Source organism: Maribacter sp. MAR_2009_72 (assembly GCF_007827235.1).
Classification (GTDB): Bacteria; Bacteroidota; Bacteroidia; order Flavobacteriales; family Flavobacteriaceae; genus Maribacter; species Maribacter sedimenticola.
This window is the reverse complement of the sequence record NZ_VISB01000001.1, coordinates 3,508,299-3,526,179: the sequence shown is the minus strand read 5'-3', so window position 1 is coordinate 3,526,179 and position 17,881 is coordinate 3,508,299. Positions and strand designations below refer to the sequence as shown.

Annotated in this window: 8 protein-coding genes; 1 reads left to right on the top strand and 7 read right to left on the bottom strand. The window is 39.0% G+C overall.

Features of this window, described 5'->3' with window-relative positions:
* Positions 1-78: 78 nt before the first annotated feature.
* The 7 genes from sprA to ruvB all read right to left on the bottom strand — a co-directional run bounded on the left by sprA (position 79) and on the right by ruvB (position 15,399).
* A complete protein-coding gene (sprA, locus tag JM81_RS14710) occupies positions 79-7,209 on the bottom strand; it encodes a cell surface protein SprA (RefSeq protein ID WP_261375163.1) in 7,131 nt (2,376 codons plus the stop codon).
* Positions 7,210-7,260: 51 nt separating this feature from the next.
* Entirely contained in the window at positions 7,261-7,842 is a 582-nt protein-coding gene (gene ruvA / locus JM81_RS14705) for a Holliday junction branch migration protein RuvA (RefSeq protein WP_089259343.1), read from the bottom strand.
* Positions 7,843-7,901: 59 nt separating this feature from the next.
* Positions 7,902-10,196 (bottom strand): NADP-dependent malic enzyme, encoded by a 2,295-nt coding sequence (locus JM81_RS14700; RefSeq protein WP_144804545.1) that lies wholly within the window; start codon positions 10,194-10,196, stop codon positions 7,902-7,904.
* Positions 10,197-10,313: 117 nt separating this feature from the next.
* Positions 10,314-11,633, bottom strand: coding sequence for an MFS transporter (locus JM81_RS14695; protein ID WP_144804543.1), 1,320 nt, complete (start codon positions 11,631-11,633; stop codon positions 10,314-10,316).
* A gap of 133 nt (positions 11,634-11,766) precedes the next feature.
* Positions 11,767-13,221, bottom strand: coding sequence for a sucrose phosphorylase (gtfA, locus tag JM81_RS14690; protein ID WP_144804541.1), 1,455 nt, complete (start codon positions 13,219-13,221; stop codon positions 11,767-11,769).
* Positions 13,222-13,444: 223 nt separating this feature from the next.
* Positions 13,445-14,374: a tRNA epoxyqueuosine(34) reductase QueG gene (queG, locus tag JM81_RS14685; RefSeq protein ID WP_089259756.1), complete on the bottom strand. Its 930-nt coding sequence runs from the start codon at positions 14,372-14,374 to the stop codon at positions 13,445-13,447.
* A gap of 2 nt (positions 14,375-14,376) precedes the next feature.
* Complete coding sequence (gene ruvB, locus JM81_RS14680; RefSeq protein ID WP_089259340.1) at positions 14,377-15,399, bottom strand: Holliday junction branch migration DNA helicase RuvB; 1,023 nt, start codon at positions 15,397-15,399, stop codon at positions 14,377-14,379.
* 131 nt (positions 15,400-15,530) lie between these two features.
* Between ruvB and JM81_RS14675 the strand changes: the two genes are divergently transcribed.
* Positions 15,531-17,795, top strand: coding sequence for an acyl-CoA dehydrogenase (locus JM81_RS14675; protein ID WP_144804539.1), 2,265 nt, complete (start codon positions 15,531-15,533; stop codon positions 17,793-17,795).
* The last annotated feature ends 86 nt before the right edge of the window (positions 17,796-17,881 follow it).

Here is a 17,881-nt window from a genome sequence, read left to right as displayed (position 1 = left end):
GTTATCAAAAAATAAATTAAGCTAATATCTCTTAGAAAAATTACCACTACCCACCCCTATAATTTAGTCCCCAAATTATTAATTACCAAAATTGTAACGTATAGTAAACCCTGTATTTATGGTTGTTTGCGGGAATGCTGTTGAAACCGCAAACTGTGAAAATGAATGGTCATAAAAGAACAAGGCATTCAATTGTTTGCTAAGGGCATAGTCTGCGGTAAACTTTAACGACATTAAATTTTGTCCTGAAGTAATCTGATTATTGTCGATATCCAAATTCCTTATGATGGTTATATTATCCCTAAGCGTAACATCTGCCTTTAGGTTTAGGTCTCCTTTTAACCTAGTTTTAGTGCCTCCAATATTGGTCACCAATTTTACATCCTTAAAGCGGTAACCTAAACCTACGGTATATTCCTTACCGTTTATCTCTGTCATTAAATTATTATCAAAACTTAGCGACATGGCCCTATCCGTTCTAACCTCAGCCAATACGCTAATAGAATTCTTCATTTCAAAATCTACACGTGCCAATGGGTTAAACTGATCCGTAAGGACAACATTGTTCAATATTAAATCTGGCAATATGTTTCCGGTCTCTGGATCTGTAAGTGTTATACTGGGATCGGCAATTCTATTCTTGCGAAGTTGTTCCTTCTCCAAATTGGTTTGAAAAGAATTAATGCTATATGCGGAGCGATACCCATGGCTCAATGAAAATCGTTTGAACTTCTTCTTAAACCATTTGTTCTTCATTAATCCGGTATACTTAATGCTCCAATTTGGAATTGGTATATCCCTAAACGTGTCTAAATTAACACGACCGGCATCTTGACCCGTGTAGGCGGCAAAAAATGCGGGCAACAGAACATTTTGCTGTGTTTTTCCATAGCCTTCCGGAAATTCGCCATTGGCATTTAAGGGTATATTATTCTCCAATGCCAACCTATTGGCTATGGTAAGTCTATTTTCCTTGAACTGCTCAAAATTAGCAGAATCAAATTCATCGCTCCTTCCAAAGGCCGTACCTATCATCATAGTAGAAATACTAAAACTGCCATAGGTATTGCCCAATTGAATCTTATACTCTTGATCTTCTACATTGAAATTCTCCTGATAGCTATTGGAATACTGTCTATCTGCCACAAGATCTATTGTGATATCCCTAGTGGGCTGGGCGGTAGCCGTAACATTCAATTGCTTGTTCGTTCGCTGTACAAATTGTTCGTTAAACTCAGGAAACGCAGTTAACCAGCCATTTCTAGCCGCTTCAAACCTAACATCTGCCTGACTACCAAAAATAAACCCTACACTAGGCCTTGCGGTACCTATGAACCCCACAGATTGGGTATAGCCAGGTAGCACTGTACCATTGTTTTCACTATAGTTCAAGTTTAATCTCTTTACCATGGTAACGACATCTACTACGGTATTGAAAAAATCACTGGTTTTACCTTTAATTTTTTCTTGATCTTCAGCAGGCACACCCGCTTTGTCCCTTCTAATTGGTCCGGCAGCAGCGGCTTTTGGCGCAGAACGTTTCTTTAACCCGATCATATCATAAAACTTCTGCAATGTTAGCGAAGAAGTTATGGTGTGTGTATTAGCATTTTGGACGGTGTTGATATCCGAACCTACTACCTGCCTGACCGCATCTCCGCCTCGTTGCCAATCAAAATTACTGGTATAGGTATATTGGGTATTTATGAAGTCCAAAGCCGGAATCTTGGCAAATGGCACCTCATAATTTAGTTGCATCTGCTGAGAATGCCTATTGGGCTCCCCTACATCAAAGAAACCATCCCAAAGACCTAGGGTATTGTCTATTCTATTGAACGAATCTTCCGGTTCATCTTCATTAAAGTAATTTCTAATGATATTATTATTAGATCCCGTTAAATTCAATCGTAACGATTTGGTCAAATTATAATTTATGGCATATTGCCAATTAAATAGGTAATTACGTTGTTGTAATTCTGGAAGTTCCAACCTATCCACACCTTCTTCCCTAACATCCCTAAAACGTTGCGCATTGAACTGCCTGTTAATATTTGAGTTGACGCCGATAGTAGATGGCAATAAGTTAAGGTTCAAATCTTTTAACCATTGTAAGTACTTACCTGTAAACAATGAATCTTTTTTGGCAAAAGGCGCGACCTCTACAGGTTCAAAACTATGGTTATAAACAAAACCGGTATTGACGCTCTGGTCACGCAACTGCGCAATCTCAAAATCGCGATGATCGGTTTCATTATAGCTATAGTTGAATGTAAAGTTTTCTATGTCGTAAAAATTGGCATCTGCCTCATCCCCCCGATCTTTTCTTAGACCTATAACATTAATACTTGTTCTTTTTGTATAATCCTCTGCTTGTTCCCGTATTTCATCTGCGGTTTCTTGATCTGGTGCCGCATCTATTAGATCATCAAGCTTTAAATCATCATAAACGGGATCAAACTCCGGTGTAATTACCTGTTCTGAAATGCCGTAATTGAATGGAATTTGTATGCCCCATTTTTTTGGAAGCAATTGCCCTACATTAACATTGGTGACAACATCATACGATATAGCATCTTCCCGAGCACGTTCATTGGGCATTTGGTCTATACTACCAAAACCGGAAGTACTGGTACTGCCCGTTGCACTGATATTGGCAAAATCCGCGATATTGGCATCTAAGGAAGCCACAGCTGCCCAACCGCCATTATTGTCCAGTCCTGCAAGACGTAATTCATTGAACCAAACCTCACCCCTGGCCGGTAAAATATCCTGATTTTTAACCCCCACCATAATACTCCGTATACTACCTAGGGAAGGGTTACCTTTAATTCCAATACGTACCTTACCCGGTGTACGCACATCAAATTCATCAACGGGAACAACTTCCCCGTTTTCGATTTCAAAAAATCGCATTTCATTTAATTCTCCGCCTGTAATCCATAAAGATTTTACCTTGTTCAAATCACTAAGCGCAACGGTCAGTTCATTGATTTCCGGCCAAATTTCCGTATCGGCGACTGCACCAAAAGGAGTAAACTGTAACGGAAGCTCCATTTGGTAATAGTTCTGTGAGAAATCCGTACCAATGCGGAGAAACCCTACCAATGGTGTACTGGTATCCGCATAATCACTATCCACAATTTTTTCAGCATGCATGAACATTTTCAATTGCTCATACTGGCGTATATCTATATTTAGATTCTTAAATACACCCCGGGCATCCTGTGCCTCTAGATTTTCAACAAGTAAAGAGAGCGATTGCTCATTTTGACGAATGATCGTGTTATTATTATTCAATTGCTCCCTGACAACGCCCGGTGGCAGAACATATGGAATAGGGCTTCTATTGCTATTTTCTTCTATGTTTACCGTATTTACATCTAATGAAGTTCCATCATCTGCAGGATTGTTGTCAATATCCGGATCTTGTAATGTTTTGGTGTAAGTACGCCAGTCTCCCCTCACCAGGTCCAATGTCGCAAAACGTAATACGGTTGGAGAATTAAACCCGGTCATGTACATTCTCATAAAACTAATGGATCTAAAATCCGTAATTCCGCCAACAGCATCCGTAAAATCACTTAACGGAATTTTATATTGAATCCAACGATAACTTACCTCATCACCATTAGGTATTCTATTTCCAGAAGCTGTTCCTTCCCTTATGTCGGTAACATATTTATCATTGATCGTGGTATTGGGCTTTATAGGAATACGGTATTCATAATAACTATTAACCGTATTCATGGTAAGGTCACGATCAATGTCCTCAACATCCGGTAAGGTGGTAGACCCCCTATTGGTATTGGTTACCTCTACAGGTGAGTTACCGTCCGGACTGTTAAAATCTACATAACGTTCCAAAATACTTCCTTCCCTGTTTAAATAATACCGATAATTGTCCAAAGCAGGGTCATCGCCCCCATTGTTGGTAAAGATGTCGGCTTCATTAATATCGTTCAATCCGTCATATCCAATATCCTGTAAATTTCGGTTTTGTTCACTGGCATCAAAGGCATAGACCAAAGATTGTGTTGCCGGTACTTCTCCCCATGCAGTAGGTGCAACAAAATCATTGCTATCTACACCGGGCAAACCGTTTTCGTATTGTTTTTTACCATCCCGTAATATATCCTCAGAAATATTACCAAGGTTTATGACCAATTCACCAGAACCGGTAGAGATGCCATCAACATATGGGTCCATTACCCAGAATTGAACAAATTCCACATTACTTTGTTCAAAATCCGTACTGCTCAATGCACGCATCATACCCCCCCATTTATCGGTAGGCAATTCAGATTCAAAACTTGGGTTGTTGTTATAGGGCCCCTTGGTAGCTGGGTAATAAACCATATCCAATGTTCCCTGTACCTGTGTTTGTCCTTGGGCTACATCGGTTTGTGGAAAAACCTCATCTATAAATACCCTACGTGTTGGGTTAATGGAAATATCGTCATCACTGATCCCTGATGGTCTTTGATTGGTATAGAAAATAGGATCAATGGTGTACCAAGCCAATTTGGCCCTGCCATATCCGTTCAGTAAATTTTCCGGGTCTTCAGGAGAAGTGCCATAAAGCTGACCGCCGTTGCCAAACTCCAACGGTGTACTGGAAATTGTCCAACCTAAGGAGGCACGTATATCTATTAAAGCCTGCGCCCCTTCAAAATCATCCAAATATGTGGTGGTCTCCCCTTCAAAATTTGCATTCTTTGGAGAATTAGGCTTCAACATGGCCATTTCTGCACGAATAGACACGTTAGAAGGCACATCAGTATCTATATTGGGAAGTTTATTCACCATACGGGTCAACCAGGGTACTTCGGTAGAAAAGTTTCCGTTTAGACCAAAGATCGTATTGTTTACAGGCTCAACACCAAAATTGGACTTTTGGGTCAAAGGTCTCTCGTTCAAGTTCAACAGCGTTGCCCCCAATACAAACTTGTCCGTAAATTGATGTTCCACATTTACCCCGGTAAAACGCCTAGTCTGTTGACCAAAAACAGCATTGTTTTCTACGGAAATATTAATTGGAACATTGGAAGCCTCTAAACTAGGATCTAATATTTGTACCGTACCCGCTTGATAGTTAACGGTATAATCAATACCTTCCTGCAATTGTCTACCACCTGCGGTAACACGAACAGAACCCCTAGGCACATTAAATGCCCCTATAGGAATACCGTTACTACCTTCTGATTTGTATTTACCTTTTAATAAAAATTTATTCTTTTCCGGATCCTGAAGTGCCGCCGCCTTGGTCAATTCATACATATCCTTGAATACGTATTTCTCTTGGTTGGCATTATAAGAAGTTTCGTCCTCATAACTAGCACTGTTTCCGTTTTCCAATTCTTGGAATAAAAATTCACCAAACGGCTCTACTTTGGTAAATATGATACGGCCACCTTGAATATCTATGGTCTGTCCCGGTACAAAATCAAAAAAACCGTCCCCTCCAGGCTGTATATCGTTATAGACATTTAACCTATCCAAATTAAAAACACTTAATAAAATACGTTCCTCAAGACCCTCTGGCCAACCTGACCCTGACCCTTCTTCTACTGGAGTTATGTAATTCCTTGGTGTTGGGTCGGAATAAAGAATATTCAATTTAAAATCTTCCTCACTTAAACGAAAAGCGCCCGTAGCATAAATATTCTTCATCATTAAATCCCAAATAGGATCGCTGATATTGGTAATATTACTTTTTAGCAACTTTAAGATCAAGGTATTATTTTCGATAATAGGATTAGCACCTTGAGATATGGTAGTGGCTTCTAGTCCGCCATTGGCAAATTCCCCTACTTGGTAGACTTCTCCCTGATAGGTATATTGAAAGGCAACTCCTAAAACTTCATCGTTACTTAAACGTTGGTTCAATGAAATATATCCCAATTGTGAATTAAATTCAAAATCCCTACCCTGTTCCAACTTTCTGGCGTTCTCTAAAATGGCATAGTCAAAACCTTGGTTAACGGAATATCCGGGAACATCAAAACCACTCTCCACGGTTGCAATCTCCCTAATATTTTCATTCAATGCACCGCCACCACTACTAATCAGTGCCGGATCATAATCATTAGCACTGTTTCGCGGCCTAACATTTAAACTACCGTCAAAAAAACCGCCACCACCGCCATTCTGTGCAATTCTGGTATTCCCAGCTTCCGCCTCACCTAAATCCTGAATGGCAACGACATTACGTACATTAAGCGTTTGTTGACTTCTATTCGTGACCCAAACTTCTATACGTGTAATCTGTACTTGACTTTGTATGTACGGATATGTTTCCAGTGCACGATCGTAATTGTCCCTAAAATAATGAGCCAGGAAAAAGTGCCTGTTCTCATCATAGTCCAACGCCGTTAATGAAAACTCGTTCAATGTACCGCCCCCTTGGGCAACTACGGTATTGTTTTGTGAACGTTGCTCTGAAAACACGGCGGTTACCGAAGTTTTACCGAACTGTAATTTTGTTTTTACACCAAATAGACTTTGCGCTCCCTGTATTAACGAACTGTTTAAAGGCATATTTACATTACCGACCTCAATGGATTGGATAATATCATCTTCTGTTGGCGTATAATCCAATTTAACGATGTTCTGGAAATCAAACGTAGCTTCCGTATCATAGTTGGCATTAACCTGTAGCCGCTCACCAATTTTACCCAACATACTAAGGCTAATACGCTGGTCAAAATCAAACGATAGGTTGGTTCTATTTCGTGGGGATAAAGAAGGATTGTCGTTTTTCTGCCATATGACCCCAAGATCCATTGCAACAGAACCCTGCGGAATAATTTCTATGGTATTACCTCCAAAGATGGACGTAAAGAAATTATTGTTTACATAAAAATTGGGCAATAAGTTTTTACGTGCCTCTTCACTTCCTGCTTTTTTACCGGAATAGGCATCTGACTTTTCCTTGAAGTAAGATTTAATACCTTCTTTTTCAATAAGGGCAAAATATTGTTCCGGTGTCAGAATAATAGGGTAGCCAATATTAAAATCGCCAACACTTTCATTATAAATATAACGATCAAGTTTAGGATCATAAATATATTTGGATACAATACCATCTGGATTCTCAATTAAGATCCGACCTAGATCAAATCCTGTTTTTACAGAATCTATCTCCTGCTCTTCCGTTTCTTGACCAAAAGCACTGGTTATGCTTCCAAAAAACGCAAAGAATAAAAAGATATACTTAAAAGAAGTTTTAAGATTTTTAATCGCCCCTTATTTTTAAACTAATTACAAATTTTTGAGCGCGAGCTTAATAATTTCCTCAACGCTTTTAGAAGCATCTTGACCAAGCACTTTATCGACAACCCTTTCTGCCTGTTTACGTGCGAAGCCTAGAACTTCTAAAGCAGATAACGCTTCATCTTTATTTGTATTGTTTGCATTGAGCGAAACTTCGTCAATATCATAGACTTTTAATACCTTGTCCCTAAGATCCAAAATTACACGCTGTGCGGTTTTGGCACCGATTCCTTTTATGGATTGAATTGTGGCTACATCGCCATTGGCAATGGCATCCCTAATTTGCAGTGGTGAAAGCGATGACAACATAGTTCTTGCGATGCTTGATCCAATGCCGGAAACCGAAATCAACAACCTAAAAATTTCACGTTCGGATTTTTCTACAAAACCATAAAGGGTGTGGGAATCTTCCTTTACTTGAAGGTGGGTAAAAATTGAAATACTTTCATCTTCAGGTAATTTTGAAAAGGTATTCAATGAAATATTCACAAAATAACCAACGCCACCACACTCCACAATAACATGTGTTGGGTTCTTTTCAATTAACCTACCTTTTAAATGATGTATCATACAACTTAATATTAATTAGGGAAATGAAACCGTATTCATTTCCCTATAGTATGGTTTTCTTATTTGGCTTCCTTTGCCTTTTTACGTTTTTCCCTTTCTTGGGCGTCTATTACGGCAACAGCGGCCATATTTACTATTTCATCTACACTTGCCCCAAGTTGCATGATATGGACCGCTTTGCGCAAGCCAACCATAATTGGACCAATGGAGTCTGCACCGTTAAGTTCCTTAAGTAACTTATACGTAATGTTAGCGGAGTCCAAATTTGGGAAAATTAACGTATTCACCTTTCTACCGGCCAATTTTGAAAATGGGAATTTACTTTCATGTAGTTCCTTGTTCAATGCAAAGTCTGTTTGAATTTCACCGTCCACTACCAAATTAGGGCATGTTTCATGTAAAATATGCACAGCTTCCTTCACCTTCCTTGCATTAGGGTGAACAGATGAACCAAAATTAGCATAGCTTAACATGGCCAATACCGGGTCAAAACCAAAGGTTGTCGCTACATTAGCCGTCATTTGGGCAATATCCGCAAGTTCTTCAGCATTAGGCTCAATATTGATGGATGTATCCGCCAAGAACAATGGACCCCTTTCCGTAATCATAATATTTACGGTAGCCACTTTTTTGACCCCTGTTGCCCTACCTATAACTTCTAAAATTGGTTTTACTACCGTTGGATAGGCCCTTGAATAGCCAGATATCATACCGTCCGCATCTCCTTCCAAGACCATCATTGCCCCAAAATAGTTGCGTTCACGCATTTTTATTTTGGCACTGTAAAAAGTTACACCACTACGTTTACGGCTTTCCCAATATTTGGTAGCATATCTAATATGGCGCTCATCAAACTCCTCTGACATTGGGTCAATGATATCTAGATCGGCATCGAACTCTAATTCTTTTTTCAATTCAAGGATAATTTCCTTTCTACCCAATAGAATAGGTGTTGCTATACCTTCTTCATGTACAATTTGGGCCGCCTTCAATACATCTAAGTGATCGGCTTCCGCAAAAACGATTTTCTTAGCGTTGGTTCGTGCCCTACCATGAAGTAACCGCACCACCTTATTGTCATTACCTGAACGCAACATTAACTCTTCACGGTACTTGTCCCAGTCCTGTATAGGTGCTTTGGCTACACCACTTTCCATAGCTGCCTTTGCAACGGCAGGAGGTATCTCATATATTAATCGTTGATCAAACGGTTTTGGAATTATATATTCCTTTCCAAACGCCAACCTGGTTTCCCCGTAGGCAATATTGACCTGTTCCGGCACCGGCTGTTTGGTAAGGTCTGCCAAGGCTTTAACGGCTGCCATTTTCATAGCTTCGTTTATAGCAGTTGCCCTTACATCTAACGCTCCCCTAAATATGAAAGGGAAACCTAATACATTGTTGACTTGGTTAGGATGATCTGACCTACCTGTGGCCATTATGATATCCTTGCGGGTATCAATGGCGAGATTATAGTCAATTTCCGGATCAGGGTTGGCCATTGCGAATACAATTGGATTATCCGCCATGCTATTTAACATTTCCGGGGATACGATATTTGCGATGGACAATCCTACGAACACATCTGCATTTACCATTGCTTCTTCTAGAGTATCTATTTTTCTATCCGTAGCAAATTCCTTTTTACTTTCAGCCAAGTTTTCTGCATCCTTGCGAATGACCCCCTTACTATCTAGCATTACAATATTCTCAGCCCTTGCACCAAAAGCCTTGTATAATTTTGTACACGATACCGCTGCGGCGCCGGCACCACTAATAACGATACGTACATCCTCCATTTTCTTATGGGCAAGCTCCAATGCATTCAACAATGCCGCTGCTGAAATAATTGCAGTACCATGTTGATCGTCATGCATAACGGGGATATCCAATTCCTCTTTTAAACGACGCTCGATCTCAAAAGCTTCTGGCGCCTTAATATCCTCTAAATTGATACCACCAAACGTTGGTGCGATCATTTTAACCGTTTCTATAAATTTATCTACATCCTCGGTATCCACTTCAATATCTATACCGTCTATATCGGCAAAGATTTTGAACAGCAATCCTTTACCTTCCATTACAGGTTTGGATGCCTCAGGACCAATATTACCCAATCCCAATACGGCAGTACCATTAGAAATAATGGCTACCAGATTTCCTTTAGAAGTATATTTATATACATTTTCCTTATCCTTTGCGATTTCCAAGCAAGGTTCAGCCACACCTGGCGAATAGGCCAAAGCAAGGTCTCTTTGAGTACTGTATGGTTTTGTTGGAACTATTTTGATTTTACCAGGCTGTGGCTTTGCATGATAAATAAGCGCTTCCCTTCTTTGCTTTTCCTTGCTCATGTTCTATAATTTTATTCGTCAAATTTAAAGGTATTCTTTAAAAGAGCGAGAAAAGAACGCAGTTTTATATTAAGAATAAAGCTACGTTATCAAAGGGAGTATAAAAGAGTGGAATATTTAAATTTCCACGGCTTCTTTTTTGTTTTTCACATTTAACCGCATAGCAAAAATTGCAGCAAGAACAAAGAAAGCACCAGCAAACAACATAGCATTAATTGCATTGTTACCCAACAAATATTTATAAATGGGGCCAAAGGTCAAAGTTTCAATTCCCATAGGTATAACGATCATCATATTTAAAATTCCCATATACACCCCACGCCTTTCTTGGGGCACCACTTTAGATACCATAGTATAAGGAATTCCCATCATGGCCGCCCAACCTATACCAAATAAGACCATGGGGACCAGCACCAAAGTTGGATCTTGAATAAACGGAATTGAAAATAATGCAATGGCCGTACCTACCAAACTGAGCGCATAGACTTTTTTACCACCATATTTTAAGGTTAAAGGTACCAAGGCCAAGGCTACGACCATAGTTACTATATTATAAGTTAAACTCATCTGTGCAGACTGCGATGCCGCTTCTCCAGTGCTGTACCCCATGGTCAATTTAAACAACGGAGTAGTATACTGCCAATAGATAAAAAGAGCATACCATTGAAAAAGGTAAACCGCACCCAATTTCCACATGAATTTTGGCATTTTCCTTATAGATTGGGAAATTTCCTTGAACGGCAAAGCAATTCTTTCCAAAATTGATTTGCCCTTGGCCTCATTTATTTCCGCAAGCTCTTCTGTGGTTGGTGGAATTTCCGGAGTTTTTAGTACCGACCAAAGGATAGTAGTGATGGATAAGATGGCTCCAATATAGAACGAGTAATACAACCATGTGGGGATGGTCCCTGCCGCTTCAACAGAATCCCCACCGAATAGGTATTGAAAAAGTACAATAGATCCATTTGCCAATAAAATACCCGCACCAACGAACAGGCTTTGCATTTGATACCCTAGACTTAATTGTTTTTCTGGCAATTTATCACCTACAAAGGCCCTATATGGTTCCATGGCCATATTATTACCTACATCCAAAATCCACAAGAGTCCTACAGCAAACCATAAAACCGGACTGGTAGGAAATGCAAATAGGCACAAACTACCTAAAATGGCCCCAATTAGAAAATATGGTTTACGGCGCCCCCAACGTTCAGACCAAGTTTTGTCTGACATAGCGCCAATTATTGGTTGAATTACCAAACCTGTAACCGGGCCGGCAATGTTCAAAATAGGTAACATTTCCTCTGGTGCACCTAAGTATAAGAATATAGGGTTTATTGCGGTCTGCTGAAGACCAAAACTGTATTGGATTCCTAAAAACCCAACATTCATATTAAATATCTGCCAAAAACTTAAACTCGGTTTACTAAAATTCATAATACTTCAATATTATTCCTATCCACTAAGGTGAAACAATATAGCATTTTAAATAAACAGCAACGATATATGTACAAAAGAATTTCAAAGATATTACAACGATAACGTTATAGTTTACACCCCTTGATTGCTTTTATAAAAGTTCAACCTCTTTTTGACCTTCCGTATAGGTAATCTTTAAATCTAGCGTTGTCAGGTCTATATACAATGCAACCCAATCATTATCCTTTTCCCACCTTATATTCAAAATAGTAGGCTCCGTTGGCAGTATATTAAAAGTACCGTTAAAAGCTACATGACTATTTCTTAAGCGCATTAATTTTTCGAATTTTTTAAAGAAAGGAGTTTTTATATGGGTCTCTATTTCTTGAATATCAAAATAGTGCCTATTAATATCTCTACCTACATTAGTTTTGGTCAAGAGTTCCATATCATTTTCTCCAGAAAAAAGTCCTACATAATACACTTGAGGTATCCCAGGCACAAAAAACTGAATGGCTCTAGCCGCAAAATAAGCTCTTTGGTCTTTGCCTAGCGCTTCAAAGTAAGTACAATTTACTTGGTATAAGTCTAGATTGGAAGCCGCAGCGCCTGTAGCCTTTCTACTGGTATTTCCACTATTGGTGTGCATACGCTCTACAATATCGTCTAAGGTATTGTCATCTATCAATCCTTTTTCCCCATTTTCCGATGCCACATCTATAATACCAATACCGTCATGTGTATCAAGTACCGTTATTGCGTTTCTTGGACTTATCTCCAACCAATTTTTTAAATTTTGGGCATTGGCATTAAATAGGGTATCCAAAACTAGGACCGGCAATGCAAAATCATATACAAAATCTACTTTTTTAGCTATTTCAATTTGGGTTTTGTAGAAAGAATGAATTTCAACAAGAACGGCTATTCCCAAATTTTTGGCTTTTACGGTAAGCTCATCAATAAATGCAAAGGTCTCATCGATCATAAACGAACTAGTACCAGCTTTCTTAATGGCATAACCGGCAGCATCTAGCCTGATCATATTAACCCCAGCTTTTTGAAACTCGTTTAAAATTCCATCCAAATAGGCCACCCCTTTTGAAGAATACACATCAATATCTATTTGATTGGTGGTAAACGTTGTCCAAATTATACGTTCCTCTCCATTGGCCATTTTCATTTTGGAAAATGGGTAACCCGGCCTAGGTCTATAAATTGCCAAAAGGTCTTGCTCTGTAGCTCCTTTAGGAAAAACCTTGTCGAAGGTTAAAAAAAGCTCGGCGTAGTCAGAATCCTCCCCATGTTTTAAAAAATCTTGAAATTCAGATGACTTTGCGGACATATGGTTTACGATCAGGTCAGCCATTACATCTACCGATCCACTAAGTTCCTTTAGGTCGTTCCAATTCCCTAAACGCTCATCTATTTGCTTATGGTCAATAGGGTCAAAACCCGCATCTTCCCCATCAATTGGATAATAAAATGGAAGCAAATGTACACCTCCAAACAATCCTTTTAACTGATTTTGCAACAATAGATTTAAGCCATTAATATTCTCACATCCTAGCCTATCCACATAGGTAATTAATTGTACTTTATTATTCATTGGGAATGATTAAAATTGATATTGAATTAGTGCTTTTAAACAGGGTGTTTTTCACTAATCAAAACCCAATATAGTACTTAAAACCCTAAAAAATAAGCCGGTTTTACCAATCCGGACCAGTAAACAAATTTCAAACGTTTGCGTTGGATAAAAAAATAAAAACTTTAGAATTCCACTATGCAGAAGACTAAATTTTACCCTTAAAATCTCAAATTAAAAAAGACTATTCTGAACTTTTTAGAAAGTCAATATTACGCTGAAGTCCATTAAATTTAGTTCGCTTGACAGCCGATTTTTTAAACACTTTTTTGAAGACATCCTCGGTAATTTCTTCCCAGTCATTTTTTGTCATAGCCAATAGATCTGGATGAGGATTGAACAATGGCTCATTATGGGGTTTGGAAAACCGATTCCACGGACAAACATCTTGGCATACATCACAACCAAAAGCCCAATCGTCAAAAGAACCCTTTACCTCTTTGGGTAGTTCATTTTTCAGTTCAATGGTGAAATAGGAAATACATTTGCTGCCGTCCACAACATAAGGGGCTACAATTGCCTGTGTAGGGCAAGCATCTAAACAAGCGGTACAAGTACCACAGTGATCTGTAACGGCCTGGTCATACTCCAGCTCCAAGTCAACGATTAGTTCTGCTATGAAATAAAAGGAGCCAACCTGCTGTGTAAGTAGGTTACTGTTCTTTCCGATCCAGCCCAAACCGCTTTTAGCCGCCCAAGCTTTATCCAAAACCGGAGCAGAGTCTACAAAGGCCCTACCATGAACCTCACCAATTTCATTGGTGATATATTGTTGCAACGCTCTTAGTTTTGTTTTGATTACATGATGATAATCTTGACCATATGCGTATTTGGATATTTTATAGGTGTCATTAGTTTGGGTTTCCTCTGGATAATAATTGAGCAATAAAGAGATGACACTTTTTGAACCTTCTACCAATAATGTGGGGTCCAACCGCTTGTCAAAATGGTTTTCCATGTATGACATTTGTCCGTGCATATTTTTTTTCAACCACTTCTCAAGTCTTGGCGCTTCTTCTTCCAAAAAACCAGCCTTGGATATACCACATGATAAAAAACCGAGGCGTTTGGCTTCGGTTTTAATACTTTTTGTCCATTTGCTTACTTTATCTATGCTCAAAATAAACCTGGTTGTATGCCTCCCTTTATTCTTCCAAGGTGCCTATAGGCCAATTCGGTAACTTCACGTCCGCGTGGGGTACGCATAATAAATCCTTGTTGTATTAGAAAAGGCTCATACACCTCTTCTATGGTTTCCGCACTTTCAGAAACTGCCGTGGCCAATGTGGTTATCCCTACGGGCCCACCTTTAAACTTATCTATAATGGTAAGCAGTATCTTATTATCCATTTCGTCTAACCCATGGGCGTCTACGTTTAAAGCTTTAAGGCCAAATTTGGAAATCTCCATATCTATAGTACCATTACCTTTTATCTCCGCAAAATCCCTTACCCTTCTTAACAACGCATTACATATTCTAGGCGTTCCCCTACTTCTACCCGCTATTTCAATAGCAGCTTCATGGGATATTGGTACGCGTAATATTTCCGCGCTACGTTCAACTATTGTTGAGAGCAGTTCCGTAGAATAATATTGTAACCTACTTTGTATACCGAACCTGGCACGCATTGGTGCGGTCAGCAGTCCTGATCGTGTGGTTGCACCGATCAAGGTAAAAGGATTTAAATTAATTTGTACCGACCGCGCATTTGGCCCGGTCTCTATCATAATATCAATCCTAAAATCCTCCATGGCGGAATACAAATATTCTTCTACGATAGGACTTAGACGATGTATTTCATCAATAAACAATACATCTCTCTCATCTAAATTGGTCAAAAGTCCGGCCAAGTCCCCAGGTTTGTCCAAAACCGGCCCAGAGGTAATTTTAATCCCAACACCTAATTCATTGGCCAAAATATTGGCCAAGGTTGTCTTACCAAGACCAGGTGGACCGTGAAAAAGAGTATGGTCCAAGGCCTCTCCCCTTCTATTTGCCGCTTCCACAAAAACTTTTAAATTTTCAAGAACCTGTTCCTGACCTGTAAAGTCATCAAAATTTACGGGCCTTAACGCTCTTTCTATGTCCAACTCTTCATTGGAGAAATTTTCCGAAGACGGGTCTAAATGCTCATTCATAACCTAACAAAGATAGACAAACAGCCTTTAACTTGATAAGATAGTTGTCCCCATCATCAGCTTTTTAAGAATCCATAAAGGAAGCCGAAAAAACTATCAAGAAATGTACATAAAATTTGTAAATTCAACTTATGACTACAAAACAATACACTGCAGAAATTTTACAATACATCCCGGTTTTTTATATTATTTGGTCAGATGACCTTTTGTCCGCCTCAGAAATCAACGTGGTAGAAAAGGCAATAGCCAATGATGATTCTTTGAATTCAGCCGATAAAAAGCAATTATATAAATGGTTAGACGTAACCAACCCACCAAAAGATTCCTTGTTTAAATCATGGAAACAACTTATAACCAAAAGCGGTATTAAATTAGTGGAACATGAAACATATCCATTAACTGTATTAAGTCAAAAAATAACGGCGCATTATTTTAAGGATATTGATTTCAACGAACAAATTAAGCATATAGAAATCAACCTGGGAATACAGCCCAACCATTACAACCATCTATTTGAGGTACAGATCGATGTCAGTAAAAGTCTTTCCCAATATGATGCTACCAAAATAGACCGGATATTAAAAGGAAAACATGCCAAAGTCATTGATCAGTTTAGATCGGTTTTAAAGGACCCTTTATTTGATTGGGAAATACACCGGGACAAAGAAACTTTTAGAGATCATGTATTGAACCAAGTACAGTTTTTAGCGGATAAAGGATATGGTGCAATGGCCTACCCCAAAGCTTATGGCGGTACGGATAATATGGAGGGCTACGCAACGATATTTGAAAACATGATGTATGTGGACGGAAGTTTAACCATTAAGTTTGGTGTACAATTTGGATTATTTGGGGGGAGCATACAAAAGTTGGGGACCAAAAAACACCATGACAAGTATTTAACCAAGACCGGAGAAGCGGAACTATTAGGCTGCTTTGCCATGACAGAAACAGGTCATGGATCAAATGTGCGGGGCATTAAAACTACTGCAACCTATGACAAAGCTACCGAAACCTTCATCATACATACCCCGGGAAAAAATGATAATAAGGAATATATAGGTAATGCACTCCACTCCAAAATGGCATCGGTTTTTGCCCAATTGATCGTAGATGGAAAAAATGAAGGTGTACATGCCATTTTAGTTCCATTAAGAAATGAAAAACATGAACTGTTACCAGGCATTCGTATAGAGGACAATGGTTATAAGTTAGGTCTAAACGGGGTTGACAATGGTAAGATTTGGTTTAACCAAGTCTCCGTACCAAAGGTCAACCTTTTAAATAAATATGGTACCATACTGGCCAATGGCAGCTATTACTCCGAAATTAAAAATCCCAACAAACGCTTTTTTACCATGTTGGGCACCTTGGTCGGTGGCCGAATTTGCGTTGCTAGAGCTGGCTTGGGCGGTGCAAAATTTGCGCTGACCGTGGGCATAAAACATGCGTTAAAACGTAGACAGTTTAACGATAGCGTCAAAGTACAGGAAGATCTATTAATGGATTACCCATCACATCAATTACGATTGACCCCTCTTGTAGCAAGTGCCTACGTATACCATGTAACCCTTGACCATATGATGGCGCTTTATTGTGACGATAGCCAAGAGGATAAAAGACAAGTTGAAACACAAGTGGCAGGGTTAAAATCCATTATAACATGGTATGCCAATGATACCATCCAGGAATGCAGGGAAGCTTGTGGAGGAAAGGGGTATCTTTTGGAAAATAGAATTGCCGACTTAAAAGGCGATGTGGACATATTTACCACTTTTGAAGGCGACAACAATGTATTGCTGCAATTAGCGGCCAAGGGCGTATTGTCCGATTTTAAAGCAGAATTCAACAGTGCGGGCTTTTCATCGGTCCTTAAAATTTTAAGTAGTCAGTTAAGCGATAAACTTGCCACTATAAATCCGTTATACACCAATAAGGTAGACAAGGATCATTTATATAATCCTAAATTTCATGTCCATGCTTTTGAGCATAGGACACGAAGACTAACCTACACTTTGGCCATGAGAATTCGCAGTTATATAAAAAAAGGCATGCCTTCATATCAAGCCTTTCTAAAAGTACAGACCCATTTAATGAAGCTTGGAAAAGCATATAGTGTAGAATTGGCCTATAAATCATTTATAGCACATAATACCCATCTTGAGGATTCAGCTTATAAGGCCCTATTTGAAAAGTTAGGAACGTTGTATGCCTTAAACGAAATACGAAACGATGCCTCTTGGTATCTGGAACAGGGGTATTTAGGAAGCAACAAAAGTAAAGCCATTAGACAACGGGTAGAAAGGCTATGTACGGAATTGAGACCCCACTTAAATGAACTGGTAGATGGTTTTGGCATACCTGAGCATTGTTTAACGGCGCCTATAGCTAATTAGCTATACAAGTACTAACTCAATTTTATACAAAAGTTTAAATAAATTAACTGAGGCATTAAAAATAATTGTAATGTTTTATTCCTTTA

Excerpts from the sequence above, each read along its gene's own strand:
- gtfA (WP_144804541.1), bottom strand. The coding sequence starts at position 13,221 with ATGAATAATAAAGTACAATTAATTACCTATGTGGATAGGCTAGGATGT.
- ruvA (WP_089259343.1), bottom strand. The coding sequence starts at position 7,842 with ATGATACATCATTTAAAAGGTAGGTTAATTGAAAAGAACCCAACACAT.
- JM81_RS14695 (WP_144804543.1), bottom strand. The coding sequence starts at position 11,633 with ATGAATTTTAGTAAACCGAGTTTAAGTTTTTGGCAGATATTTAATATG.
- JM81_RS14700 (WP_144804545.1), bottom strand. The coding sequence starts at position 10,196 with ATGAGCAAGGAAAAGCAAAGAAGGGAAGCGCTTATTTATCATGCAAAG.
- ruvB (WP_089259340.1), bottom strand. The coding sequence starts at position 15,399 with ATGAATGAGCATTTAGACCCGTCTTCGGAAAATTTCTCCAATGAAGAG.
- JM81_RS14675 (WP_144804539.1), top strand. The coding sequence starts at position 15,531 with ATGACTACAAAACAATACACTGCAGAAATTTTACAATACATCCCGGTT.